We start from the raw sequence: 23,819 nt of genomic DNA, 5'->3' as shown, positions 1-23,819 counted from the left end.
TCTTTGATACTTATTATTATTTCAGCATTTCCGCTATCTCGGGCCTTGTTTTTTCTATATAGGCGTAGTCGAGTTTCATGCCCATTGGAGCAAGCATAGTGGCCATCATTTCATAGCTGCCTTTTACGTCGGCGTATGGTACTGCCACTCCGTCGTAGGCGGTTGCGCCATATTTATTTTTAATAGTTTTGTCTGCATTCTTGTCGAGCAGCATTTGCACAATTTCCGGCCGACAGAAAAATGCTGCTGAGATCAGTGCGGTAGAGCCTTCGTTGTTTTGGAAATTGATGTCAGCACCTGCGTCGATAAGAATTTTGGCTGCCTCCGGCTTACCAAATACGGCCGCAGAAATCAAAGGGCTTGACCCTCCGAAAGGGTCTTTCTCGTTCAGGTTAGAGCCGGCAGCTATGTGTTGCTTCAACACTTCAATATCACCGGAAAGCACCGCAGTGTGGATATCCATTTCTGGTGCGGAAACGCCGGATGCTGCGGTGGTGGACTCGCTCTTCTTTGAGTCGCTCGTACAGGCGGAGGTACCCAAAAGTACAATTACCAGCAACAGTTGAGTGAAAGTTGTTAAACCGTTTTTCATGATCGTTTTCATAATTCTTTGAGTTTAGTTTCTGAGAAATTTGTTTGAGACAAAGTTCCGTCAAGGTCTGGCGCAGCACTAAGCACGATTGCAGCCGAAACCATAAGGTTTGGCGAAGAGATGAAAATTATGACGATTTGATATAAATTATGACGCAAACCTGCTTGAAAGCATGCTTGCATTACTCATTCCAGAACGTTTGTGACTTCCACTTGGAATCACCATTTTTGTAGAGCTTGCACAACTTTTAGCTGCCTGATAATGGAGAACCAAAGCCCAACCGGTCTGACGGAGGGAAATGATTTTTTGACCCAACTTACAGTAATCATCGGCGACAACCTTTCTGATGAAAACTTTGGCGTGTCGGAGCTGGCCAGTGAGGTGAACATGAGCCGTTCAAATCTGCTGCGCAAAATCAGCAAACTGACCAAGCTTTCCGCCAGCCAGTTTATACGCCAGGAGAGGCTAAAAAAGGGCATGGAGTTGCTCAGGCAAACTTCCATGAATGTGTCGGAGGTATCGTACAAAGTCGGCTTTGGCAGTACATCGTACTTTATCAAATGTTTTCGTGAGTATTATGGCTATCCGCCGGGGGAGGTGGGGAAAAGAGAGCATCACGAACCGGTGAGTTCGACTGTTGCTGAGAAAAGAAAATCATTTCTGGTTCCGGCATTGGCGGTGGGAACCTTGGTGGTTATCGGGGCCTTGGCCTTTTGGTTTTTCTACCGTCCGCAGACGCCGGAAGCAGCGCAGGCTCCGCTCGACAAATCGATAGCCGTGCTGCCGTTCAAAAACGAAAGCAACGACTCCACCAACGTTTACCTTATTAATGGACTGATGGAGTCGACCCTGACTAACCTGCAAAAGATGCGTGACGTTCGGGTGATCAGCCGCACATCTTCTGAAAAATACCGCAACACGAGCAAGTCAATTCCCGAAATGGCGAAGGAATTGAACGTCAGCTATTTCGTAGAAGGGAGCGGACAGAAAATTGGCGAGAAAATACTGTTGAACATCCAGTTGATAGAAGCAGCCACTGACCGCCATCTTTGGGCCAAGCAGTACAGGAGGGAGGCGAAAGATATTTTTGAATTGCAGGAAGAAGTAGCTAAAAATATCGCCGAGGAGATACAGGTGTTCATTACACCGGAAGAGGAAGAAAGAATTGGAAAGCGGCCGACAGAGAGCCTGGCAGCCTATGATTTTTACCTGAAAGGAACGGAGCTATTCTATCAAAGTACTGGCGAAAGCCTGAAGGCGTCGATTCCTTATTATAAAAATGCTGTTGATATAGACGATCAATTTGCCCTTGCTTATGCCGATATGACCATGGTGTATTTTTACCTGGATATCTATCGATCAGACAAGCTGTATAGTGAGGAAATAAGCCAGAGCTCGGAAAAGGCGTTCGCTCTTGATCCAACCTTGCCGGAAAGCCTTGTGGCTAAATCACTGGCCTACATCTATGAAGAAAAGAACGAGCAGGCAGTACCTTACCTGGAAAAGGCGCTGGAGTACAATCCCAACTCGGGTGTCGTCCTGCATTTTCTTTCCGAATATTATTTTTCCCGCCGACCTGATACGGGAAAGTATTTGGAGTACGCATTGATGAAGGCCCGGGTGGATGTGGCAGCAGACTCCTCCACCCAGAGTTACAACTACCTGCAAATAAGTAATGCGTTGGTGCAGGCAGGGTTCGTGGATGAAGCACTTTTTTACATCGACAAATCCATTGCGTATGAGCCCGGCAACACTATAGCAAGGATGGTGAAAGTATTCACCCAGCTAGCCAAAACCAGAAGCTTTGCAAAGGCAAAAGATTTTCTGCTCAAAGAGCTGGAAAATGATCCTAACAATATAATGTTCTTGCAAGAGTTGGGTAACACCTGCTTTGTGCTGATGGACTATGAAAATTCTTACCGTTACTACAAAAAATTCGTCACCCTAAAGGACAGCCTTCATCTTGATTTGTATGCCCACGCCAACCTTAAGATTGGGGCCGTGTACGAAAAAATGGGTTTCAATGAGGAAGCCGGGCAATTTATCAGTCGCTATAAACAATATGCCGACAACGACCCCACGATTTACATGCACGTGAACCAGGCTGCATACTTCGCCTATTTGAAAGATTGGCCAAAAGTCATCGAGGAGATGACCTTGTTTTCAAAACAGGACAACTTCTACATTTGGGTGCTGATGCTGGATATGGACCCCATGTTTGAACCCATCAAAGATCGGCCTGAATTTCAAAAGGCATTTGGCGAGGTAAGGGCGAAGTTTTGGAAGGACCATGAGGAGATCAAAGCCCACCTGGAAGAGAAGGGGCTGCTGCCAATGAAGCTTTAGTCCCGGATCAAACTCGCCGGATTGCTATTCCACGTTTTCCCAATGCTTAATACTACAGTGAGCAGACCAAGGGTGCATACGCCAACTGCTGTTGCAATGAACACAAAAAGGCTGACATTTTCCCTGTAGGTAAATGACTCCAGCCATTGTGAAATTAGGAGGTAAACAACAGGACTTATCAACACAAAAGCCAGCCCAATCAGTACTAAATACTCCTTTGAGAAAAGTGAGATCATTGACCGATAGCTCGCACCGATGACTTTTCGGATGCCTACCTCTTTTCTCCTTTGAGAAATGGACAAGGAACAAAGGCCAAACAAACCGAGGCACGATACGATAATGGTTAAGGTGCTGAAGGAGGTGAAAAGCGTAAATGTTCGCTCTTCAGCGATGTATTGTTCTGCAATGGATTGATCGAGAAAGTAGGAACTAAATGGCTTGTTGGGGAATACTTTTTTCCACTCTTCTTCCAATACTGAAATTTGCTGAGTGACCGGAACGTTGGCATTAAACCGAACAATTGTATTTGGGAACCGATTCTTCTCAAACACCATGACTGTAGGTTCAAGCGCACCACGGAGGGATTTGAAATGGAAGTCCCGTATGACGCCAATCACCTCCACTTCCTCATCCCACACCACCTTTTCGGTAAGCGGCTTCTCCCAGCCCCAAAGCCTGGCAAAAGCTTCATTTACCAAAACCGCCTGTTTCTTGTCGTTGGGCCTGGAAGCATCAAAGTTTCTCCCTTCCAGCATTTGTATGTTGAGTGTGTTCACATAGTCTTCATCTACATTCAGAATATTCACGAGCCTCGAATCTCCGTTCGGTTTCACTTTGATGGTGCCCTTCATGGGGTCTTTGCCGGGTATGGCACCCCATCCAACCTTGCTCACCAGCTGTATGGTATTGTTTTGAAGTAAAGCTTCTTTAAATACACCCACCCTTCCAGCAGAAACAGAATCGGCCGGTGTGTTCACTACAATAATGTTCTCTTTTCTGAAGCCAAGGTCGTAGTTATTGATAAACTGCATTTGCCGGTTGATGAGCAGCGTGCCGATGATCAGCCCCATGGCGATAGCAAACTGAGCCAGAATAGAGGCCTTGCGAAACCACTGCCCTTTGAGGCCGGTGATCTTCCCTTTGAGCGACTGTAGTGGCTGAATGGAGGAAGTGAAAAAGGCTGGGAAACTACCAGCTAAAACACCTACCAGTAAAACAATCACGACGGCAGATCCAATATAACCTGGAGTGAAAAGCCTCTGAACCTCCAGGCTTTTGCCAGACACATTATTGAAAAGAGGCATAAAGAGCACCACTACCACAAGTGATAGTGTGAAGGCAAGGAAAGCGATGATAACCGACTCGGTGAGGTATTTGACTACCAGTTGATGGTACCTCGCCCCCACAATTTTTCGAATGCCAACCTCTTTGCCTCTTTCCAGTGACTGTAGCAGCGAGAAATTGATAAAGTTGAGACTGCCAATCAACAACATCAATAGTGCCACTGCGCCAATGATATAGATGAAGCGCATATTTCCCTTCGGCGTGTCGTCGTATACCGGCTCCCGGAAGTGAACATCAGCAAGCGGGGTAAGGGGAAGTGTGAAGATCAGGCCTTCTTCCTTCAAGGGTTCATTCAGATACTCATTCGTAAGGGAAGTAAGTTTGTCTGCGAAGGCCTGGCCAGCCGGGCCCTTTGGCTGGTAGCTCTTGTCAAACAAAATATAGGTGAAATACTCAATATCGAACCAGCTGTCGTCCATTTGGTTATCAAAAGCGGCCAGGGCAGAGAATTTCAGGTCGGTAGCGGCTGGCAGGTCTTTCATTACGCCCGTCACTTGAAAGTTGCGGTCATTGATGATGATTGTTTTGCTGAGCGGGTCTTCATCTTCAAAATACTTACGTGCCAGCGACTGCGTTAGCACGATGCTTTCGGGGGCTGTCAAGGCAGTATTTGGATCGCCTTGCAGGAGAGGATAGGTGAAGACTTTGAATACCTCCCGATCGGCCTGGTAAATATCATCTTCGTTAAAAATCTTGTCTTTGTATTTTACAGTTCCGCCCATGGTCACCAATCTTACTGCTTCTTCCACCTCGGGGAAGCTATTTTTGAGTGCGGCGGCAAGCGCCCCCGGGGCGGTAGACACTTTGGTGACCGACTCACCCGAGTTTATTTCTGAGGCGACCACGTATATCCTGTCCAGTTTCTCGTGGTACTGGTCGTAGCTGAGCTCTTCGGTGATATACAGCCCAATAAAAATGCACGCCGCAAATCCGATGGCCAGCCCGAACACATTGATGAAGCTGAGCGTTTTGTGACGGGAAAGGAAGCGAAGGTAGGCAGTTAGGTTGTGCATTGGCCGGAGTTTAGTTGAATCTATAGTCGGGGCGATAGTGGCCGCTTGTTAGTACCCAGAGTCAATAAGGTACTTTTTGGTTGGAGAGTTGTTCAACGGAGTGCAGGAACAAAGGCTTCGGCTGCAAATTTGGCTGTATATGTTTTATCGCAGCCACAAACCTTAAAAGCTCTTATTCAACCAGTCTATCAGCACCTGCCAGCTATCATCGGGAAACCTCGCATGGTAGGCGCCTTTCAGCACCACAATCTCCTTTTTTTGTTTCCTGGCACCTCGTCGTACAATGCCTTTACCTGCTCCACCTCAAACAGCTCATCTTTGTCGCCCACACCCACCAGCATCGCCGACCAGGCGCAGGCGCAGATTGAGGCAATGTAGCGGTGGGTTTAGCCAAGGAAAGGAGAAAGGCGGCTGAGAGGCTGCCTTTTTTGATGCTTTCAGCTGCGGAGGAAATTCCTGAGCGCAAATAAATTTGTATATTTGTTAATATGAAATAGCCATAAGGAGAGCCACACCCAACGAGAATGAATAACGTCGTAGAGCAATCGATTTTCATTTTCAAAGGAACTTGGGCTATTCCATCGCACCGGCGAACCGGTGGCCGCTGAAAAACAAATTTTATACACATGAAAGACGCAGTAAAAGACGCATTAAGAGCTGAAAAAGCAATGAATGAGGCTTTAAAGAGAGAAAAGGCATCCCGTGGAGGGAAAAAACAGTTAGTCGCTCCAAAAGTGATAGTTGTTGCAGAAAAAATCTGAATTCAGCTCGTCGCCATTTTTTATTGTCATTGCCGGACCCAACGGTGCTGGCAAGTCGACTACGAGTAAAGAAATACTGAGGCCGTATGAGATAGAAGCCTTTGATTGGGATAAGGAATTCCAATCAGTATGGAGAAAATTTGGCTTTGATCCCCTGCTTACCGAAGGAATCAGGGAGTCTATCAACTCAAAATTTGAATCATATTTGTCTCATTCTTTTTCTCAAGATAAGTCGGTAGCCTACGAAACAAATTTCCACTCAGAATACAATATCCAACTAGCAAAAAAAGCTAAGAAATTGGGTTATACAACGATTCTATACTTCTTGGCGCTGACCGATCCGACCATTGCAATTCAGCGTGTCCAGGAAAGAGTCAGGAAAGGCGGCCATGCAGTGAGTGAGTCCACGATTAGAGAAAGATTTACCAGAGGCCTGCAAATATTCGACGATAAAGCTATATCGGCTTTTGACCGAATAGCATTGTATAACTCTTCTAATAGCTTTGAATTGCAATTTGTGATCGAAGATCAAATGCCGATATTCATCAAAGATGTAGACAACGATTTAATCACATTATTACCTAACCTGAAGGCTCTTTTAGGATACGGATAATGTTTCGATACATCCTTTTTTTGAGAAATCGGCCCAACGCATCTGAGCAGCAAAGCTCGGCAATAGCAGCAAGCGCTGGTGCGATACCCGATTGGGGAGCCTGACCCGGGCGGAGTTTCGTACCATTAGCCCTAGGGATGATACTGTTGGTTATTGATTTAACTGGATACGAGCCGCAGGCTCGCACCAGGGAGCAGTAGACACTTTGGTGACCGACTTACCCGAGTTTATTTCTGAGGCGACCACGTATATCCTGTCCAGTTTCTCTTGGTACTGGTCGTAGCTGAGCTCTTCGGTGATATACAGCCCAATAAAAATGCACGCCGCAAAGCCAATAGCCAGGCCAAACACATTGATGAAGCTGAGCGTTTTGTGACGGGAAAGGAAGCGAAGGTAGGAAGTTAGGTTGTGCATGGTCAGATGGTTTATTTAGGGATGTGATCGACGTGACAAAAATTGTCGGTTAGTAGGTAGATGCAACAATGCTCTTTTTGGTTGGAGGGTGGCCGCTGGCAGGGCCTTGCCTGGCAAGCTACTATGTTTTCTGGCCTTCTGGGGAAATGGAAAGTAGGTCACTCAGGTAAACATGTCAAACACCTACTCTTCCGGTAGCCGCATCACCACATCAACATGCAAGCCATCGGCGAGCCGTTTGGCAGCATCGATGGCAATTGACCTCTTTGGGTATGCAAATGAAAATGCCGGCTTGGCGCTATTGGTATACAAGAGAACCCTGTAGTCAGTTACTTCTCCCGAAAGCGTAGGACTGATGCCGTTGGACGTGTTGGTGCTTCTGTAGTTGGTGGAGGTGACCGTTACCGTGGCGATAGACGGAAGCTCCACCCACTCACCAAATTTATATCCGAAAACTGACGTGTAGTCTTTCATCTTGTTTTCACTAAAATAGATGAGCGTTCCATCGTATGAAGACACTATTGCAAGGCCTATGACCACAGCCCCACCTCCCACAAGCAAAGTCTTTTCCAGCGAACTCCCGCTCTCCATTAGCATGGGACTTATCAGGGCAAATACTCCTGCCAGGATCATCAGCGACCCCAGCAGGTGTGGGCCGGATAGAAGGTTTCTCTTTTTGAAATCAAATTGACTCATGAGTGTTTGTTAGCTGTTTTTCAGAGGGTGTCTTGCCGTCAACGTCAAAAGCCCAATGTCGTTAAGTTAAAAGCATTTTACCCTTAATCCCTAAGCCAGACACCCCTAAAGAGGCCTGCTAATGGTAGTCTATATGTTCTTTAGGGTCAGTAGCAAAAATACAATTTGGAGACCGAACCTCTTAATTTAACGACATTGCGCTTGCATCAGGAGAGGCGAAGGAGCGGAGTTTGTTGTTACCATGCCGGATCCTTCTGAATAAGGTTTTCTCAGGTCAGAAAAACAGCTATAAGGCGGTACAATAAAATCAGCGGCTGTCATCTGAAAGCCACTTAGACACCAAATCAAGAAGCAGCCTGGGGTCAGTGTCAGGATTGTGCACGAGACCAAGAAATTTCATCCCCTGATGTGGCGAAACATTGAGCACCTTTAGGCAAACGGTGTTGTGAAAGACAGCAATGTTTAGTTCCTCGTGTGGGATACCAGACGCTAGTGCACCCTCTATTTTTTCTTTTAGCGCATCCGCTGTTTTCGCCGGAAGCTTGATGGGTGCGGTAATCGTGACTACAACAGCTTTCCCTGTCGGTATCTCGCCTTCCAAAGAGGCCTTGAGACTCCCCAGGAGCCGCACCACGACTTTATCGAAGCGTAAGCCAAGCGTGGTTAGGCTCAGTCCGTTGGCCCTTACAATGGCTTCGGCTATTTGTTTTTCAGTATTTGACATGTTGAAGTATTGCCACTCTGATGCAAACCTCTGTTTGTTCAAGAAGTTTTTATTTTTTTATCATCCGGTTATTTCCACCAGCTTTCCCCCTCCACCATATATTTCTCTTTGATGAGCTTCTCATTGAGCTCTATCCCAAAGCCAGGCCGCTCACTGAGTTGGATGTGGCCGTTCTTAATCACGTCCTTGTCGTAACCAAGCACATCAGGGTCGCCATTGATGCCATTGCCTGCCTTGTTCTTCGGGTGGAAGATAAACGCTTCGTGTGCCACAAACTCCCGCACTGAAGCAGCAAAATTGGCTGAGGCAATAGTGGCTACAGGACCCGCTACATTGTGCGTGCATACTGGGATATAGTAAGTCTCGGCCATGTCGGCAATTTTCTTGGCTTCAAGCAGCCCTCCCGCCATCGACACATCAATCTCAATCAGGTTCACCCCCTGGTTCACGATAAAGGGCCGGAAGTCGTCCCGGGTGTACAGGTTTTCACCGGTGAGGATGGGAACGGGCGACTTTTCTGTCAGCTTGATCCACTGTTCGTTGTAGGCTATGGGAAGTGGGTCTTCCATCCAGATAGGTCGCATAGGCGCTACTGCATTGGCCAGCCTTAGTGCGCTGTCGAAATCAAACTCCCAGTGACAGTGCACTGCAATATCGAATTCGAGCCCGAGAGCTTCTCTCATATTGGCGTAGCCTGTTCCATTCCGGTCGGCCTCCACGTTGGACAGCCGACGGTTGTCGAGCCGGTTCCATTCCTGGTCTCTTAAGATATTGGTTTTGCAGGCAGTCCATCCCTGGCTTTTCATTAGTTCAGCGAATTCGGCGCAGGAGTCTTTGCTGAGCATGTCCTGCGGGCCCGAGGAGGCGTAGGCCCGTACTTCCTTCACGTGACTGCCACCGCCCAGTATTTTGTGCACTGGCTGTTCGGTGATTTTGCCGATCAGGTCCCAAATGGCAAACTCCACCCCAGTGATGGCGTGGGTGGCCAGGCCATGATTGCCGCCGTAGTAGGAGGTGCGGGTGCTCATTTTGAACACGAGGTATTCCAGGTCCAGCGGATCCTGATCCATCAGGATGGGCTTGCAAACGTTTTGGATGATGTCTTTGGCGCCATACCCGGTTTCGTCGTGATGGCATTCGCCAATGCCCACCAGCCCCACGTTGGTGCTGATCTTGACCAACGGACTGACCCGAAAGCCAATTTTAGTCAGCACACATTGTACGTCGGTGATTTTTACTTTTCCCTTGAGCGGGTTGGAAAACAGGTCGAGATAGGGCATAAAAGCCAACGCAGGCGTAGCTAAAGCCAGGTTTCGGACAAAGATTCTTCGTTTCATGAGCAGGTGGTGTGTTTGGGCATTCTATAAAAATAGGGAATTATGCCCTCGGCATCCAATGAAAAAGCGAAAGAGTGAGATTCTTTGGACTACATTGGATTCCCCAGCCGATACCTTATAAAGCGTTGATCTCCAATATACAAATCATCGTCTTCCTTGAAACCAAGGCGTAGCAAGCCTTGCACTCTGGTTCTTGAAGGCGGAAACAATACGGTGACCGATTCCAGTCCCATGTCGATAAATGCTCTATCTATAATTTTCTGATACAATGTTTTCCCAATGCCCCAGTAGTTTGGATGTAAAACCAGGGCCAAATCAGCTTCTCCACCCTCAGGCTGCAAGCCACCCCATCCTGCAAATTCATTGTTCACGACAAATGCCCACGGGCCATACCCGTGATCATTCCACAGTTTCATTTTAGATGCAATGAAGGTTTCGCAGGCATTTTCGTCGAAATGATCTTTCAGCAGGGGCATCTGCCGCCTGACGAGCGGGTGATTCATGAGCGTGATGATGTCCGACTTGTCTATTTCCGACAGTTGTTTGAACTCGATTTCCATTTTTTAATTTCCGAGTAGGGGTAATACGATCGATTGCAGCGTGGGCAGCACATCCTCCCGGAACCAGCTGTTTTTCTTTTGCCATATATTGTTGCGGGGCGATGGATGGGGAAGAGGCAGATAGTCTGGCAGATAGGTTTGATAGTTCCTCACAGTCTCGGTCAGTGTGTTTTTACATCGTTGTTTCAAATAGTAGGTCTGCGCATACTGCCCGATCAGCAGTGTGAGTTCTACTTCCGGCATTGAGGCGATCACTGGTTGATGCCACAACGGCGCACATTCCGGCCTTGGCGGCAGGTCGCCACTTTTTCCGGTGCCAGGATAGCAAAAACCCATGGGCATAAGTGTCAGCAGCTTGTCATTGTAGAAAGTTTCCCGGTCTATTCCCAGCCAGCTTCTCAGGTTGTCGCCGCTGGCATCGTCCCACGGAATGCCACTTTGCTGCACCTTCATGCCAGGCGCTTGCCCGATTACTAGTATTCGGGCCGAAGCACTGGCCTGAATGATAGGTTTGGGTGCATAGGGCAAATGCGCTTTGCACACGCTGCAATTTCTGATCTCGTCAAGAAGCTTGTCCATTTTCCTACAGAATTTAGCCACCTGAGGCGATACACTTCAGGTGGCATGAAATAAACTGCCTGGGGATAACTATTCCCCGCTTAGCTTTTTCCAGTTGTTGTCGGCTTTGGACGCTAACTGGTTGTGATTGCCTTCCAGCCATAGCTGCTGAGCGTCTACCTCAAGGTCGTAGAGAAATAGATAGTATTTTCCATCTCTCACCACAAATTTATTGGGGTTGACTCTGAATTTTGCCCCAACGGATACGCCAAACGCACAGTATCCGCCATACTGAGGCAGGTATTTCTGAGGGTTGGCTTCAAAGGTCTTCTTCTGTTTAGCGTCTGTGAAGTAGAAAGCCACACCTTCGTGGGTAGCCTTGAACTCCTTCTGGCCTTTTTGGGCAATCCCTAAATCAAGGTACGACACGGGGCTGTAGCCTTGCAGAGCGATTTTGCTATCATCAATATTGTAGCTGGCTTTGATGTCCTGTGAAAAGCCGATAGTTGAGATAAGCAATGCTGCGAATATGAATGAAAATGTTTTCATTGTTTGTCTGTTTATATGGTTTTAAAATGTTTGAATAGTAGCTATTGATTACGATTTTGAATTGACCGCTTCGGGTTTGTGCAGACTTACTACTGTTAACACAGCCACGCCGTTGATCAGGTAGTAGTAGGTGTCTAGCCCTTTGAAGGAAAAGACAAAGGGGGCCAGTACGAACACCGCTCCAACCAGGGCGTCTACGATGAGGTGAATCCGATAGGGAATCACCCGCATCACACCCAGGTGATGGTCAGTAAGCAGCGTGAGAGCAAAGGCAGCAACTCCTGTGGCCACGGAGAGTTGAAAGGCGAACATATTCGACTTACCGAGCCCCAGTACAAAAGGCAGAGCCATCAAAGCCACCGCCACCGGATAGTCCAGGTAAGCATGGATTCTTTTGGTTACGAATTTCATCGTTAGCGTTGTTTAAGCTTTGAAATATTGTTCCTCCACGATCTGTCCGTTTTCCCACGAAGTCTTGAGGATTTCATGCCACAGAATTTTGCTACCATCCTTCATGTCGAAATCAAAAGTGAATTCGGCAAAAGAGGTGTCGCCATGGAGGGAAGCGGTGTGCAATTGAATACCATTTACTTTGGCTATAGCGTCGGCAAACCCCTGCATCTTGGCCACCATTTCAGATTTGTTCTGGGTTACAGTCCCATCGAAGTCGATGGTTTTGGCATTGGGGGCAAAGTATTTCTCGGTTGCCTCCACGATCTGCCCTTTCTTCACCATCTCGTTTTTAGCCGAGAAGATTTCGTTCAGCGATTGTTCCATTTTCTTTTTTTTAGATCATTTGTCAAAATTGACAGCACAAAAGTGCGGCGATCAAAAGGCAGTAAAAATGAAGCAGATCAAGAAAAAAGGTTGATGTAGTTCAACTTCTCCGATGCGCCTTTTTGTTGCGGATTCGTGACAGAAACTCGGTGGTCATACCCAGATAAGAAGCCAGGGCGTATTGTGGCACCCGCTGAATGAAATTCGGGAAGTTCAGGATGAAATTTTCGTAACGGGCTTCTGCGGAGTGGCAGAGGTTGAAGATGATCCGCCGGTGTTCAAACGCCAGCCCTTTCTCGGCCATTATTCTGAAGAAGGTCTCAAATTTATGATTGGCCTTTTTCAACTCCAGCTCTTTAGCGTGTTCAATTTGAAGAAGGACACTGTCTTCCAGGGCCACGATGAAAAGAGTTGCCGGATGCTGGTAGATGTAACTGTTGAAATCCGACACCCACCAGTTTTCGATGGCAAACTGAAGGGTATGCTCCTGCCCGTCGTGCACGGCATAGCTTCTGAAGGCACCCTTTACCACAAAAGCCCGGTGCTTGTTGGTGAAATTCGGCTGAACAACGAATTGCCGTTTTTTTACATGAACCTCTTCAAAAGGAGCTGCAAACTGCTCGGCCTCCTCGTCGGTGAGGGAAACAAAGCTGCGGACGTATTGGAGAAGTTGTGTGTTGCTCATTATTCAGGGTGATTCATCAAATGTGACGGTGGTATACCCCCCACATTGGCTTGCGCATAACCACGATTTGGCCTACAATTTATTTGATCTCAGTTGGATTGGGGCAAAGGCTTTGCTTCTAGTTCATAATATGTCAGCTAGCAGGCAATTTCCGGAATATAACCTGGCATCAATGTATCTCCTTGATACCAAAAACTATTCGATGAAAGACATAAGGCTGATGCTCAGGATAGTAAATTATGCAACCCTTAGCTCTCAATGCGTGAAAAGGTGACTAGAGGCTAGACCGCCGACGGGGTCACCACCTTGAGAAGCGGTGACCCCGACAGGAGATTAAGCAACAGCCTGTGTTAATTCTTGGCCAGTTTATTTTTGAAATTGGCGAATCTCGCACTCACATTCACTGTGTCGGAGTCAAACGGAAAGTAGTCGAGCACGTCGTACTTCCAGATATTAGTTGGAAATATCACTACAAGGTTGGCAGTTTTCTTCCCGATATTTTTGAAAGCATGAGGAACGCCTGCCTGGATATTGACCATATATGGCGCTTTCATTGTAAAAACGGTATCTCCCAGCGCATACAGGATTTCGCCCTCTAGCAACACATGGGATTCTTCGCCCTCATGTGAGTGCATCGGAGGCGCTCCACCAGGAAACGTCTCGGTTATTCCGATGGTAAGATTTTGATAGCCAGCCCGTTGCCCTTCCATCACATGCACATATTCGCCAGGCCCTGGATTGATAACTGGTAAGTCATTGACATCTATAGCGTATTCAGCATAGTGTTTCATTGCGGGGGCAGTAAATGGCCCGGGTACCGTCCTTCGTTCAAGCACTTTGAGCTGGTGGTGCATCGCATTCAAAGCTTTAATAATTGAATCGGGAGCAGTTTTCTCTTCCGGCACTAGTTCATTTAAGGAAAAGGTTTCTTTTCTCTGCTCGGGAGCATTACCCTCTTTGTTGGTGCTGGTGCACGAATCGAACAATAATGCCAAACAAAACAGGCAGCTGATTGTGGTTTGTTTTTTCATTTTGTTTTTGGTCAGGTTCGAGAAATTGTTTCCAGGCTTTGCGGTGTATGGAACTGGGCCTGAACTCTTTAACAGCCTATGAATATAATCACTGACTCGAACAAATTCAAAAGAGCATGGCTCTAATTTGGTCACAGTAAGGAGCTTATGTTTTATTCACCCCTGAGCAATCGCCTGTTTGCGTATATTATTGAGTGTACCTAATTGGATTGCTGATAGTGCTCAGTCTGCAAATGCCGCTGCGGCAATACACCTCAAAAACTCCTATCCAGCCAGCCAATCAACTCCTGCCAGCTTTCATCGGGAAACCGGGCGTGGTAGGTGTCTTTCAAGACCACAAACTCCTTTTTGTCACCCGGCACCTCGTCGTACAATGCCTTTACCTGCTCTACCTCAAACAACTCGTCTTTGTCGCCCACGCCCACCAGCACAGGCATATTCAGGTCTTTCGGCAGCCGAAGCTCTTTCACGTCGAGCATGCTCAGAAACCGAAGGGTATACTTAAAATTGAACAGGGGGTCGTCCAGTCCCGTCATCCCCTCCCGGTAATATTCCACCACCTGCAGCGAAGGGCGGAAAAAAGCACTCGAAAGAATTTTAGCTTTCTCATAAAGTGACGGTGGTGCGGTTACGCCCTTTTTGCCTTCATAAGCACCCGAGAGCAATATCAATCCGGCAATCTCATCAGGCACGGCTTTGGCCACCATGATGGCAGACGCCACACCCAGGCTATGGCCAAAAACGACTACTTTGGAATAGCCCAGACTCTTGACATAGTCAACTGCTTCAACTAAGTCGGCAATTCGGCGCTCTTTGCTCGGGTAGTCGGCCCGGTTGCCGCCCGAAAGGCCGTGTCCACGGTAGTCCAAACCAAATGTAGTGTAGCCCGCCTTTGCCAGCGGCACTCCGGCCATTTTGTAAGCACCACTATGGGCGGTAATGCCGTGAAGAATTAGTACGCCAATGCCTTTTTTCGTAGTTGCTACGCTGTCCGGGCTCCACCGGCGCATGAAGAGTGTTTCCCCATCTGTGGTAGTGAACTCATAGTGGGGTTCGGAAAAACTCTGGCGCCACTCTGCAGCTTCTTCTGGTGTAATTGCTTTGTGGATGCTTTTTGGTTTCAACGGAATAAAGGCCAGAACCAAGCCGAAAGCCAGGATAACAGCTATCAGGGCAAGCACCGTATAGAGAATTCTCTTGAGCATTTTTTTAATCTAATATACTTGGTTTAGCCCGGGCTTGAAACTAGCAGCTTGATTAATCGTCGGGTCGCAGCCGAGTTCCAAACTTGCACTGGTGAGGGGACAAAAGGGTGGGTGCCAGTCAGGCAGGTAGTTTTGATTATCCATTGGAATGCACTGACGGATTGCGAATGACAACTATTACCATTTTTTTGATAAATTCCCTTTTTCGCAACAGAAACATAGTCAGAAAAAAACAACCTCCAATGAAGACACTGAAGCTTACAAGTCCCATACTGTTAATAATGATGTTTGCCATTGGTTGCTCCCCGCCTCAAAAGGAACAAGAAGCTGGCGAAACGTTGACGGTAACCGACGAGCAATTGGATCATTTGGGGATAACCAACCGTGATTATATCAGCGCCGCATCAAAGAGGGCGTTGACATGGCCGGATTTGTCAAATGAATGGTTTGGCGAATTTCAAGTATTTGATTTAAAAGGTGACCTGGCTTATGAAGAAGGTATCGTCCGCCGGGATCCCAGCGCAGTAATCAATGTTGACGGTAAGTATTTTGTGTGGTACTCAAAAAGTGTGGGGCCAACGCAGGGATTCGCCGGAGATATTGAAGTTGATAAAGTTTTTCCGTGGGATCGCTGCGACATCTGGTATGCGACATCCGATGATGGTTGGACGTGGAAAGAAGAGGGCCTCGCTGTCGCAAGGGGTGCCAGTGGTGCTTACGACGATCGCTCTGTGTTTACTGTTGAAATTATGACCCACGGAGGGAAATACTATTTGTGTTATCAGACGGTTAAATCCCCGTATGTTGTAAGAGTTAAAAACCAGGTAGGTATTGCCTGGTCCGATTCGCCACATGGCCCATGGACAAAAAGTGCTGAGCCTATTTTAAGTCCGGCTGACAACGGAATTTGGAAAGGGGAGGAACAAAACCGTTTCAGTGTTATCAAAAAGGGTGATTTTGACAGCCACAAAGTGCACGACCCTTGCATTATTCCTTACAATGGAAAATTCTACCTCTATTACAAAGGCGAACAGATGGGTGAGGAGATCACATTTGGGGGGCGACAAATTAGACATGGCGTGGCCATTGCCGACAGCCCCCTTGGCCCGTATGTGAAGTCACCTTACAACCCCATTTCAAATAGTGGCCATGAAATTTGCGTGTGGCCCTACCAGGGAGGCATTGGTTCTTTGATTACCACCGATGGCCCGGAGAAAAACACCATTCAGTGGTCACCCGACGGTATCAATTTTGAGATACTGGCTGTTATTCCTGGGGCACCGCACGCCATTGGGCTCAACCGCTCGCTGAAAAACGCCGACAGTGTTCCATTTGCCGTGTTCGACTGGGGACTTACCCATCAATATGCCAATGCTGACTACCAGTACATACGCCGTTTCAGCGGGAAGCGAAAGACAAAGCACGTAGCTCGTGGCGAAGCAGGCGCCGAGAAAAAGGACAGCAAGTAAAGTGAGAGAGTAATAGCCACCGACGCTTGCGCCAGGGCTTGGATAGGGCAGTGGCATTCCTCAGCCCTATCACAGTAGTTCTTGAAGACACGAAGCAAGGTGCGGGGAATTATATCTTTTACCTTCAAATAGGCAGTTGCAGTCCCTTGCCGAAGGGGACGTTACACTTTGGTATTTGTTTTTTGGTCCCAGAAATAGGCTTCGTAGTCAGTTTCGGGGATATTGGTCACGGCTCCTAACATGCGGGCGATGGTAATAATTTGCCCCCGGTGGTAAGAGTTGTGATTGATCACATGCATCATGAAGTCGTGCCTGCTCCTCGTCATGACGGGCCACTTGATGTCAGCCGCAAGCCCTTGCTCACTAAATTTTGTATAGATTTCAATCATTTGCCCGGAGCCAAGCAATAATTGATCAATCACTGTGTCAATGGATTTAACCACAATTGCTTCATCAAGCTTCTTTACATCACCTTCGGTAATTACTTCGTACCAGAAGAACTGTGCATTTTTCATGTGCTGCAAGGTCAGGTCGATGCTGGCAAAACTGGCGTTAGTCTCTGTGTAGAGTACTTCATTGGGCAACGTTTGTAGCCATTGAGTTAATTTTTTATTGGCCCAGTGGTTGTAGCGGATGTAGCTGGAGATGGTGTCTTTTAGTGACATTAGGTAATAGTTTCTGGGGCAAGGGGTTGTGTTTCCACGAGCGTCTCTGTAAATATTCTGATTTTTCCCGAAGGAAGGAATTCAAGCTGAGAGCTTCCCGACCAATTTCCGTTTGCGCCAGGGTGCAGAATATATATTTTGATATATTTTTTATCTGAATTAGCGATCAGAAAATCTAATCGGTATGATAATCGACGACTCTACCGGTTTACCGTTTTGTAGTGCTGGGTTGAATGATAGATCAAGAGAGTTTAGGGCTTTTACAGCCTCTTCGTTAGCCGCTGCACAATTGCCTTTCATTACTTTTACATCTTTTATCAAGCCATCGGGGTCAACCGTTACTTTTAGGAAGACGATGCCAACAAAGTCGACACCTTTGGGGTATCTTAGGTTGGCTTTTAGCATTTCATATAGTTTTGCGTGGCCGCCCACAGGTTCGGGCATCGATGGTTCATCTTCGATAAGATAAACGATTCCCGTCAACGTGATCTCTTCTTCGCTCGGATTGATCGGTGACGTTTCTGCTGGCAATATTTCGTCCTTTGTACAGGACTGCGTAGTAATTGAGGACGCAGCAACCATTGAAGCTATTGCGTACTTTACGAACTTTTTGTTTAGTTGGGAGGGCTTGAAGATGCCACATACTGATTCGTCTGATGAGCGAACCGCTTTGTTGATATAGCTGTCTGTCTTTCGGGTAAAATCGATCACCTTTTTGGAACAGCTATCGCAAAAGAAATTGGTTCCGCAGGGCTGTAGATTGGTCTTATTTTTTTCGCATGCAAAGCGAAGGCTGGGTTTGTTGAGGCTTTTCATAGCAGTAGGTGTTTGTTGTATAATCAGAAGTATACAGAAAAGTCACAGAATTTGTACGGCTTTTTTAAACACGTGAGCCAACCTTCCTTTTTCATCAGTTTCTGAGTTGTGCAACAGCAAGGAACCACCGCTTGTACGGGGTTGATGTGCCCGTGCCTCTTGCTCTAAGAGTCACCCCTCCTCCAAAATATACCCGCTTCCGTGCATGTTCTGGATCTTTACCTGCTCGTCGGTGCTGAGGTATTTGCGGAGTTTGGAAATGTATACGTCCATGCTGCGGCGGGTGAAGTAGGTGTTTTCGCCCCATACCTCCCGGAGGATTTTGTCGCTTTCCACCAGCTGGCCTTTGGCTTCGCAAAGTAGCTGTAGCACCCGGGCCTCCTTCTTGGTTAGGTGGAGAGAGTTACCATCGTGTACGAGCTGCCGATTCTTGAGGTGATAGGTGTAGCTGCCAATCTGGAAGCTGTCGGTGGCGGTGCCTGAGCTGCCTTTACCGCTGCGCCGCAACACCGCTTGTATGCGCATGATCAGCTCCTCTTCGTCTACGGGCTTCACAATATAGTCGTCGGCACCGGCCTTGAAGCCCTTCATCTTGTCGATCTTCATTGACTTAGCGGTGAGGAAGATCAGCGGAATTTGGGAGTCAATCCCCTTCAGCTTGTCGGCGAGGGCGAAGCCATCCATTTTGGGCATCATTACGTCCAGGATACAGATGTCGAACTTGCCTGGCTTAAAGGCTTTCAGGCCTTCTTCACCGTCTTTGGCCCAATCTACCTCAAAGTCATGCATTTGCAGGTATTCTTTCAAAATATACCCGAGACTATTGTCGTCCTCAACCAGTAAGATGCTGCTCATGATACATGGGGTAAAAAGATGCTGAACTCACTGCCTGCGCCTGGCTGACTTTTGAGACTGATCGTGCCCTTGTGGAATTCCACAATGCGCTTCACATAACTGAGCCCCAGCCCAAAGCCTTTCACGGTGTGGATATCGCCCTGCTGCGCCCGGTAAAACTGATCAAAAATGTATTTCTGCACCCGTTCTTCTATGCCTATACCGTGGTCTTTCACCAGTAGCTGAATGTCGTTTTGCTCGGTGTCGGCAGTTGTGATGTCTATCCGAGGTGCTCCATCGGTGTACTTCTGTGCATTGTCGATGAGGTTGTACAGCACATTTTTGATGTGGGTTTCGTCGGCGGTAATCAGGTGCCTCTTTGCCTGTAGACTCAGCTTTATTTCGCCTTGCTTTTCTGCAATGATCATCGCAAAGCTTTCGGCTACCTGGCTGATCAGCTCGTGCAGGTCGAGGGTTTTCTTTTCGAGGTGCAGGTTGCCTGAGTCGAGCAGGGCCATTTGCAGAATCTTGTCGACCTGGGTTTGCAGCCTTTTGGTTTCGGTGCTTACCAGGTTCACATAGGAGCTCATTTTTTCGGAGGTCTTGATCTCTTCTTTTTCTTTCAGCGACTTAGCAGCCAAGGAAATTGAAAAAATCGGTGTTTTGAATTCGTGGGTAAGGTTATTAATGAAGTCACGCTTCAGGTCAGAAAGCTTCTTCTGGCGATTGATGGTGTAGATGGTGTAACCGAAGGCCCCGAGAATGACCGTAATGAGCAGCAGGCTGTTGCGGATAATGTCGGCCGATTCTCCCAGCACGGCAGCCTCCTTGTTGGCGTAGGTCATGGCGATGTCGAGCTTTTTAGGGTAAATCATACAGAAGCAAAGATGATTGTCGGCCTCCATCACATTTTTGGCTTGTGGCTGCACGGGCCAGTTGCCACGGTGGATCATACAGCCATATTCGCTCGATGTATAGCCGTCTACCCTGTATTCGAACCTGGGATAGTTCAGCGCCAGCACCTTGTCGATCTCGGTTTTTAGTTTTAGCTGGAGCGGATCGGTGAGCTCGGAGGTGTTGGCAAATGCAAAAGAGCCAGTTCCTCTGATATCACTGACCAGGTTTCGCAGCTCGTCGTTGTACATGGAGTTGTCGTAGAGATCGGAGAGGATGTCGGGCACCGCCATGCTCATGACGTTCTTGTTGATTTCCAGATCCCGTTCAAGAATGCGGTATTGGTTGTACAACAGCACCCCCAGCGAGGTGACTACCACGAAGAAGAGGAGGATGAAGGTGTACTTTGATATTTTCATGTTACAATATGCAATAATGAAATCCTTCGTTTTACCCCAACCCTAAAGGGAGCCGAAGGGCTTTATCATTGCTTTTTATTTGGACATCAATGAGAACGAGCTAGACCTGGTCTATATGTGCTAAAATAATTTAGTCCGAGTGTGGTAATCTGTTGGCCAAAGGGCACATCACATCTCGCTGAAAGGCTGGTTTCACCAGCCAAACTTTTTGTTACTTTTCCAAACGATGAAAAGTAACCCGCTTCGGCGTCGGTTCGCCGCAGCGACCGAAAAATCTTTGGGAAAATAAGCGCTCAGGCTTCCCACCATTTTCCCCCCAACCCTCCTGCAATGTTATTAAGTTAAGAGGTTCCTTGTACCAATTCTATTTTTACCCCTGACCCTGAAGGGCGAGTGAATTGTCATTAGCAGAGCCCTTTAGGGATTAAGGGTAAAATGCTCTTAACTTAATAGCATTGAACCCTCCTGCCTGGGCGCTCAATTTGATTGAAGTTGGGCAATCAATAATGACATTTCAGTTTGGGCCCACTAGCTTCCCTGATATTGTTGGCTTCACCAAATCTCGCATATTTGCTTTCGAAATTTAAGTGTTTTTAATCACTTGAACCCCTTTTTAACCTTTCTTTAACACTTTTAACTTTTGCTTAAGTGAGTTTAACGCTTCGTTAACCCAAAGAGAAGAGAGGAAGCCCTAAACTGCATGAAAAATTACAAAGCCATGCGAAAACTCAAATTCATCGGACTCCCTTTTTTATTGCTATCCTGTCAGCTGTTCGCCCAGAAGACCAATATCCTCGTGGATGCCAATTGGTTAAAGAACAGGATGAAGCAAAACGACCTGGTTATTCTCCACATCGGCATGGAGGAGAACTACAAAAAAGAACACATTCCCGGCGCTGTTTTTATTGCGGGAGATGAGTACACTGTAGACAACGACCCACACGTTTTTGACCTTCCGCCAGACGCTACACTGAAAAACACCCTGGAAAGCAAAGGAGTTAGCTCGTCAACCGACGTGGTGATCTACACCGGTGAAAACTGGATTCCGATGGTGACCCGGCTCTACTTCACCTTCGACTATCTCGGGCACGCCAGCAAAACCTATGTTCTGAATGGTGGTCTAACGGCCTGGAAAGACGGTGGAGGCGCTCTGTCTTCGGAGACTCCATCCCGTGCAAAAGGAATCTTCAGCATTAAGCCTAACCCAGGGCTTGTGGCCGACCAAGTCTATGTGCTGAAAAGCATCAAAGACGCCAATACTAATATTGTTGATTGCAGAGCAGCGGTTTTTTACAATGGCATTGAACCTACTCACGGCGCCAGAAAGGGCAGGATACCAGGCGCCAAAACCATCCCCTATACAAGCCTGTACGAAAAGACCAGCACAGGTGCCTACGAGTTCAAGTCGCTGGAAGACCTGGGGGCCATTTTTACTGCACAGGGGCTGTCCAAAGACAAGCAGCTGGTGCTTTACTGCCATATTGGTATGCAGCTGACGGTCGTTTACACGTCGGCCAAACTGCTGGGGTACACCGATATCAAAATATACGACGGCTCCTTTCATGAGTGGGGCCCGAACGAAAAACTCCCGATAGAAATCGACTGATATGCCAAAGGAACTAAAAGCGCCGCAGCCTTACTGGAATCCTTACGTCTGCGGCATTGGGCTAGGGCTTGTATTGCTGGCGGCGTTCGTGGTGATGGGCAGAGGTATCGGCGCCTCAGGAGCCATGAGCTCGGTGGTAGCTACGGGTGTGAAAACCGTGTCGACCTCACATGCGGAAGCCAATGCCTTTTACCAGGGCTACCTGGGCGATGGCACCGTGAGCCCGCTGAAGGACTGGCTGGTGTTTGAGGTGCTCGGCGTGCTCATCGGCGGGTTTCTCTCAGGCAAGATGGCGCATAGGTTCAAGTTCAAGGTAGAAAAGGGAGCGCTGCTGACCAACAACCGACGGTTTCTCTATGCCTTTGTCGGCGGCATCATCATGGCCTTTGGCACCAAGCTCGCCAGGGGCTGCACCAGCGGACAAGCGCTTACCGGCGGTGCCTTGATGAACGTGGGGAGCTGGATTTTTATGATTGCATTATTCGCAGGTGCCTATGCTGTGGCGGGCGCCGCTAAACGACTTTGGGCATGAACGGACCCTTTTACGAATTAGGATGGATAGGAGAGGAGGCCAGCCTGGCCTTTGCACTGGTCACTGGCGTCGCCTTCGGTTTTTTTCTGGAACGAGCGGGCCTCGGCAGTGCCAAAAAGCTGGCAGGGCAGTTCTACTTCCGTGACATGACCGTGTTCAAAATGATGTTCACTGCTATCATCACGGCCATGCTGGGCGTGTTCTGGCTTAGCTGGGCAGGGCTGCTGCAGGCCGATATGATCTATTTAACGCCCACCTTTGTCTGGCCGCAGCTCATCGGCGGGCTGGTATTTGGCGTGGGCTTTATTGTGGGCGGCTACTGCCCGGGCACGTCCTGCGTGGCCTCTTCCACCGGGAGTTTGGATGGACTGGTGAACGTCGCCGGGCTGCTGTTTGGCATCTTTTTGTTTGGAGAGCTGTATCCGTTGCTGGAAGGTTTCTACACAGCAGGGCCACTGGGGCAGGTGACGATGGTCGACTATTTCGGCGTGCCGGAGGGCATTATGGTGTTTCTGCTTGTGAGCATGGCTTTGGCGGGCTTTTGGACATCGGAGAAACTGGAGAAAAAGTATTCGGCTCAATGACTCAACTCACCTTTAATCAGAAGCTGGCGGCTGCGGCTTTTTTGCTGGCAGTTGCCTCGTTGATAGCATCGCTGGCGTTTCCCAACGGCCCGAAAAGCGTGAGTCAGGAGCCCCGGTTTGTGTCGGTGCTGACGCTGGCGGAGCAGATCAAGAATCGGGAGCCTTTGGTACTTATCGATCTCAGGGAACCCGACCTGTACGAAGAGTTTCACCTGCCAACGGCGGTAAACATGTCGCTGAATGAAATACAGACGAATGGCCTGGAAACCGGCGTAACCTATGTTTTTTATTCTGCCGACGACCTGCTCACCCGCCATCTCTGGATCTCACTGCCTCAGGCCATTAAAAAGCGGTCATCCATTCTCTACGGTGGGGTGCACGACTGGTACAATCATCTCCTCTACCCAACGCTTCCATTGGAGATTCATGGCGAAGATTCGGTGATGGCTGAGAAAGTGGAGGCCCTTACCCGTTTTTATGGTGGGCAGGCTGAGTTCGAAAAGGACAGCATGGGGCTTGCTTACTACAGGAAGGATTTGGGTAAGGCTTCCTGGCCTGTAGTAAAAAGGGTGGGCAAGCTGGCTAGAAAGGGCTGTTGATTGTGAGTTCACTTGTTCAACACGCAATGGTTCAAGGGTCCACCCGGCCGGGCAGGCTTGGACCTGTCCTACTTGAGCGTCCCGCTTTTTCAGCAGCCAAATGGTATTACCTGGCAACCGGCTAAACGCCGAAAAGAGTGCATCCAAAAGGCTGCCCAATTGAGGAAACCGGCCGAGCGGCCGCTTGCGAGATAAA

27 protein-coding genes are annotated in these 23,819 nt (G+C 48.1%); 9 read left to right on the top strand and 18 right to left on the bottom strand.

The features are described 5' to 3' along the window. Window positions 1-16: 16 nt before the first annotated feature. Window positions 17-604: an ankyrin repeat domain-containing protein gene (locus RIF36_RS16555; protein ID WP_350125026.1), complete on the bottom strand. Its 588-nt coding sequence runs from the start codon at window positions 602-604 to the stop codon at window positions 17-19. A gap of 249 nt (window positions 605-853) precedes the next feature. Here RIF36_RS16555 and RIF36_RS16550 point away from each other — a divergent pair, with 249 nt between their 5' ends. Continuing rightward, window positions 854-2,938, top strand: coding sequence for a helix-turn-helix domain-containing protein (locus RIF36_RS16550; RefSeq protein WP_350125023.1), 2,085 nt, complete (start codon window positions 854-856; stop codon window positions 2,936-2,938). Here the strand turns inward: RIF36_RS16550 and RIF36_RS16545 are convergent. Next, a complete protein-coding gene (locus tag RIF36_RS16545; RefSeq protein ID WP_350125020.1) occupies window positions 2,935-5,295 on the bottom strand; it encodes an ABC transporter permease in 2,361 nt (786 codons plus the stop codon). The genes RIF36_RS16550 and RIF36_RS16545 overlap by 4 nt on opposite strands. A gap of 129 nt (window positions 5,296-5,424) precedes the next feature. Between RIF36_RS16545 and RIF36_RS16540 the strand changes: the two genes are divergently transcribed. The 3 genes from RIF36_RS16540 to RIF36_RS16530 all read left to right on the top strand — a co-directional run bounded on the left by RIF36_RS16540 (window position 5,425) and on the right by RIF36_RS16530 (window position 6,669). Then, window positions 5,425-5,673 carry a hypothetical protein gene (locus RIF36_RS16540; protein ID WP_350125018.1) on the top strand — a complete coding sequence of 83 codons (249 nt, stop codon included), beginning with the start codon at window positions 5,425-5,427 and terminating at the stop codon, window positions 5,671-5,673. Window positions 5,674-5,921: 248 nt separating this feature from the next. Further along, entirely contained in the window at window positions 5,922-6,056 is a 135-nt protein-coding gene (locus RIF36_RS16535) for a hypothetical protein (protein WP_317487635.1), read from the top strand. Continuing rightward, entirely contained in the window at window positions 6,040-6,669 is a 630-nt protein-coding gene (locus RIF36_RS16530; protein WP_350125015.1) for an ATPase, read from the top strand. Before RIF36_RS16535 ends, RIF36_RS16530 begins: the two co-directional genes overlap by 17 nt. A 150-nt stretch (window positions 6,670-6,819) precedes the next feature. On the opposite strand, the gene RIF36_RS16525 is transcribed toward RIF36_RS16530, so the two are convergent. From RIF36_RS16525 to RIF36_RS16470, 12 genes are all read right to left on the bottom strand, one after another. After that, the gene (locus tag RIF36_RS16525; protein WP_350125012.1) at window positions 6,820-7,083 is read right to left on the bottom strand and encodes an ABC transporter permease; all 264 of its coding nucleotides are present in this window, start codon (window positions 7,081-7,083) and stop codon (window positions 6,820-6,822) included. Between the two features lie 183 nt (window positions 7,084-7,266). Continuing rightward, the gene (locus tag RIF36_RS16520; RefSeq protein ID WP_350125009.1) at window positions 7,267-7,779 is read right to left on the bottom strand and encodes a hypothetical protein; all 513 of its coding nucleotides are present in this window, start codon (window positions 7,777-7,779) and stop codon (window positions 7,267-7,269) included. Window positions 7,780-8,086: 307 nt separating this feature from the next. Continuing rightward, window positions 8,087-8,545, bottom strand: coding sequence for a hypothetical protein (locus RIF36_RS16515; RefSeq protein ID WP_350125006.1), 459 nt, complete (start codon window positions 8,543-8,545; stop codon window positions 8,087-8,089). A 26-nt stretch (window positions 8,546-8,571) separates the two neighbouring features. After that, window positions 8,572-9,840 (bottom strand): mandelate racemase/muconate lactonizing enzyme family protein, encoded by a 1,269-nt coding sequence (locus tag RIF36_RS16510; RefSeq protein ID WP_350125003.1) that lies wholly within the window; start codon window positions 9,838-9,840, stop codon window positions 8,572-8,574. Between the two features lie 89 nt (window positions 9,841-9,929). Beyond that, complete coding sequence (locus RIF36_RS16505; protein ID WP_350125000.1) at window positions 9,930-10,400, bottom strand: GNAT family N-acetyltransferase; 471 nt, start codon at window positions 10,398-10,400, stop codon at window positions 9,930-9,932. Window positions 10,401-10,403: 3 nt separating this feature from the next. Beyond that, complete coding sequence (locus RIF36_RS16500; RefSeq protein WP_350124997.1) at window positions 10,404-10,979, bottom strand: uracil-DNA glycosylase family protein; 576 nt, start codon at window positions 10,977-10,979, stop codon at window positions 10,404-10,406. 69 nt (window positions 10,980-11,048) lie between these two features. Further along, the gene (locus RIF36_RS16495; RefSeq protein ID WP_350124994.1) at window positions 11,049-11,507 is read right to left on the bottom strand and encodes a YHS domain-containing (seleno)protein; all 459 of its coding nucleotides are present in this window, start codon (window positions 11,505-11,507) and stop codon (window positions 11,049-11,051) included. 48 nt (window positions 11,508-11,555) lie between these two features. Then, window positions 11,556-11,918, bottom strand: coding sequence for an SPW repeat domain-containing protein (locus tag RIF36_RS16490; protein ID WP_350074164.1), 363 nt, complete (start codon window positions 11,916-11,918; stop codon window positions 11,556-11,558). A gap of 12 nt (window positions 11,919-11,930) precedes the next feature. Then, window positions 11,931-12,284: a SnoaL-like domain-containing protein gene (locus tag RIF36_RS16485; protein ID WP_350087997.1), complete on the bottom strand. Its 354-nt coding sequence runs from the start codon at window positions 12,282-12,284 to the stop codon at window positions 11,931-11,933. A 100-nt stretch (window positions 12,285-12,384) separates the two neighbouring features. After that, window positions 12,385-12,969 (bottom strand): Crp/Fnr family transcriptional regulator, encoded by a 585-nt coding sequence (locus RIF36_RS16480; RefSeq protein WP_350074160.1) that lies wholly within the window; start codon window positions 12,967-12,969, stop codon window positions 12,385-12,387. A 350-nt stretch (window positions 12,970-13,319) separates the two neighbouring features. Continuing rightward, entirely contained in the window at window positions 13,320-14,000 is a 681-nt protein-coding gene (locus tag RIF36_RS16475; RefSeq protein ID WP_350124991.1) for a cupin domain-containing protein, read from the bottom strand. A 254-nt stretch (window positions 14,001-14,254) separates the two neighbouring features. Continuing rightward, window positions 14,255-15,205, bottom strand: coding sequence for an alpha/beta hydrolase (locus tag RIF36_RS16470; protein ID WP_350124988.1), 951 nt, complete (start codon window positions 15,203-15,205; stop codon window positions 14,255-14,257). A gap of 242 nt (window positions 15,206-15,447) precedes the next feature. Between RIF36_RS16470 and RIF36_RS16465 the strand changes: the two genes are divergently transcribed. Further along, window positions 15,448-16,674, top strand: a complete 1,227-nt coding sequence (locus tag RIF36_RS16465) for a glycoside hydrolase family 117 protein (protein ID WP_350124985.1) — start codon at window positions 15,448-15,450, stop codon at window positions 16,672-16,674. A 161-nt stretch (window positions 16,675-16,835) separates the two neighbouring features. Here the strand turns inward: RIF36_RS16465 and RIF36_RS16460 are convergent, their stop codons facing one another. From RIF36_RS16460 to RIF36_RS16445, 4 genes are all read right to left on the bottom strand, one after another. Then, a complete protein-coding gene (locus RIF36_RS16460) occupies window positions 16,836-17,339 on the bottom strand; it encodes a DinB family protein (RefSeq protein ID WP_350124982.1) in 504 nt (167 codons plus the stop codon). A 159-nt stretch (window positions 17,340-17,498) separates the two neighbouring features. Next, a complete protein-coding gene (locus tag RIF36_RS16455; protein ID WP_350124979.1) occupies window positions 17,499-18,155 on the bottom strand; it encodes an energy transducer TonB in 657 nt (218 codons plus the stop codon). A 171-nt stretch (window positions 18,156-18,326) separates the two neighbouring features. Then, window positions 18,327-19,010 (bottom strand): response regulator transcription factor, encoded by a 684-nt coding sequence (locus tag RIF36_RS16450; protein ID WP_350124976.1) that lies wholly within the window; start codon window positions 19,008-19,010, stop codon window positions 18,327-18,329. Then, the gene (locus tag RIF36_RS16445) at window positions 19,007-20,302 is read right to left on the bottom strand and encodes a sensor histidine kinase (RefSeq protein WP_350149409.1); all 1,296 of its coding nucleotides are present in this window, start codon (window positions 20,300-20,302) and stop codon (window positions 19,007-19,009) included. The genes RIF36_RS16450 and RIF36_RS16445 overlap by 4 nt, the downstream gene beginning before the upstream one ends. A 700-nt stretch (window positions 20,303-21,002) precedes the next feature. Between RIF36_RS16445 and RIF36_RS16440 the strand changes: the two genes are divergently transcribed. The 4 genes from RIF36_RS16440 to RIF36_RS16425 are packed head-to-tail and all read left to right on the top strand — an operon-like array spanning window position 21,003 to window position 23,623. Then, window positions 21,003-21,908 carry a sulfurtransferase gene (locus tag RIF36_RS16440; protein ID WP_350149408.1) on the top strand — a complete coding sequence of 302 codons (906 nt, stop codon included), beginning with the start codon at window positions 21,003-21,005 and terminating at the stop codon, window positions 21,906-21,908. A gap of 1 nt (window position 21,909) precedes the next feature. After that, window positions 21,910-22,440, top strand: coding sequence for a YeeE/YedE thiosulfate transporter family protein (locus RIF36_RS16435; protein WP_350128470.1), 531 nt, complete (start codon window positions 21,910-21,912; stop codon window positions 22,438-22,440). Then, window positions 22,437-23,024, top strand: a complete 588-nt coding sequence (locus tag RIF36_RS16430) for a YeeE/YedE thiosulfate transporter family protein (RefSeq protein ID WP_350128468.1) — start codon at window positions 22,437-22,439, stop codon at window positions 23,022-23,024. The genes RIF36_RS16435 and RIF36_RS16430 overlap by 4 nt, the downstream gene beginning before the upstream one ends. Next, window positions 23,021-23,623: a rhodanese-like domain-containing protein gene (locus tag RIF36_RS16425; protein ID WP_350128466.1), complete on the top strand. Its 603-nt coding sequence runs from the start codon at window positions 23,021-23,023 to the stop codon at window positions 23,621-23,623. The genes RIF36_RS16430 and RIF36_RS16425 overlap by 4 nt, the downstream gene beginning before the upstream one ends. The last annotated feature ends 196 nt before the right edge of the window (window positions 23,624-23,819 follow it).

This window comes from Imperialibacter sp., assembly GCF_040222815.1.
Classification (GTDB): domain Bacteria; phylum Bacteroidota; class Bacteroidia; order Cytophagales; family Cyclobacteriaceae; genus Imperialibacter.
The sequence above is the reverse complement of the archived record's forward strand: the minus strand, read 5'-3'. Positions and strand labels throughout refer to the sequence as shown.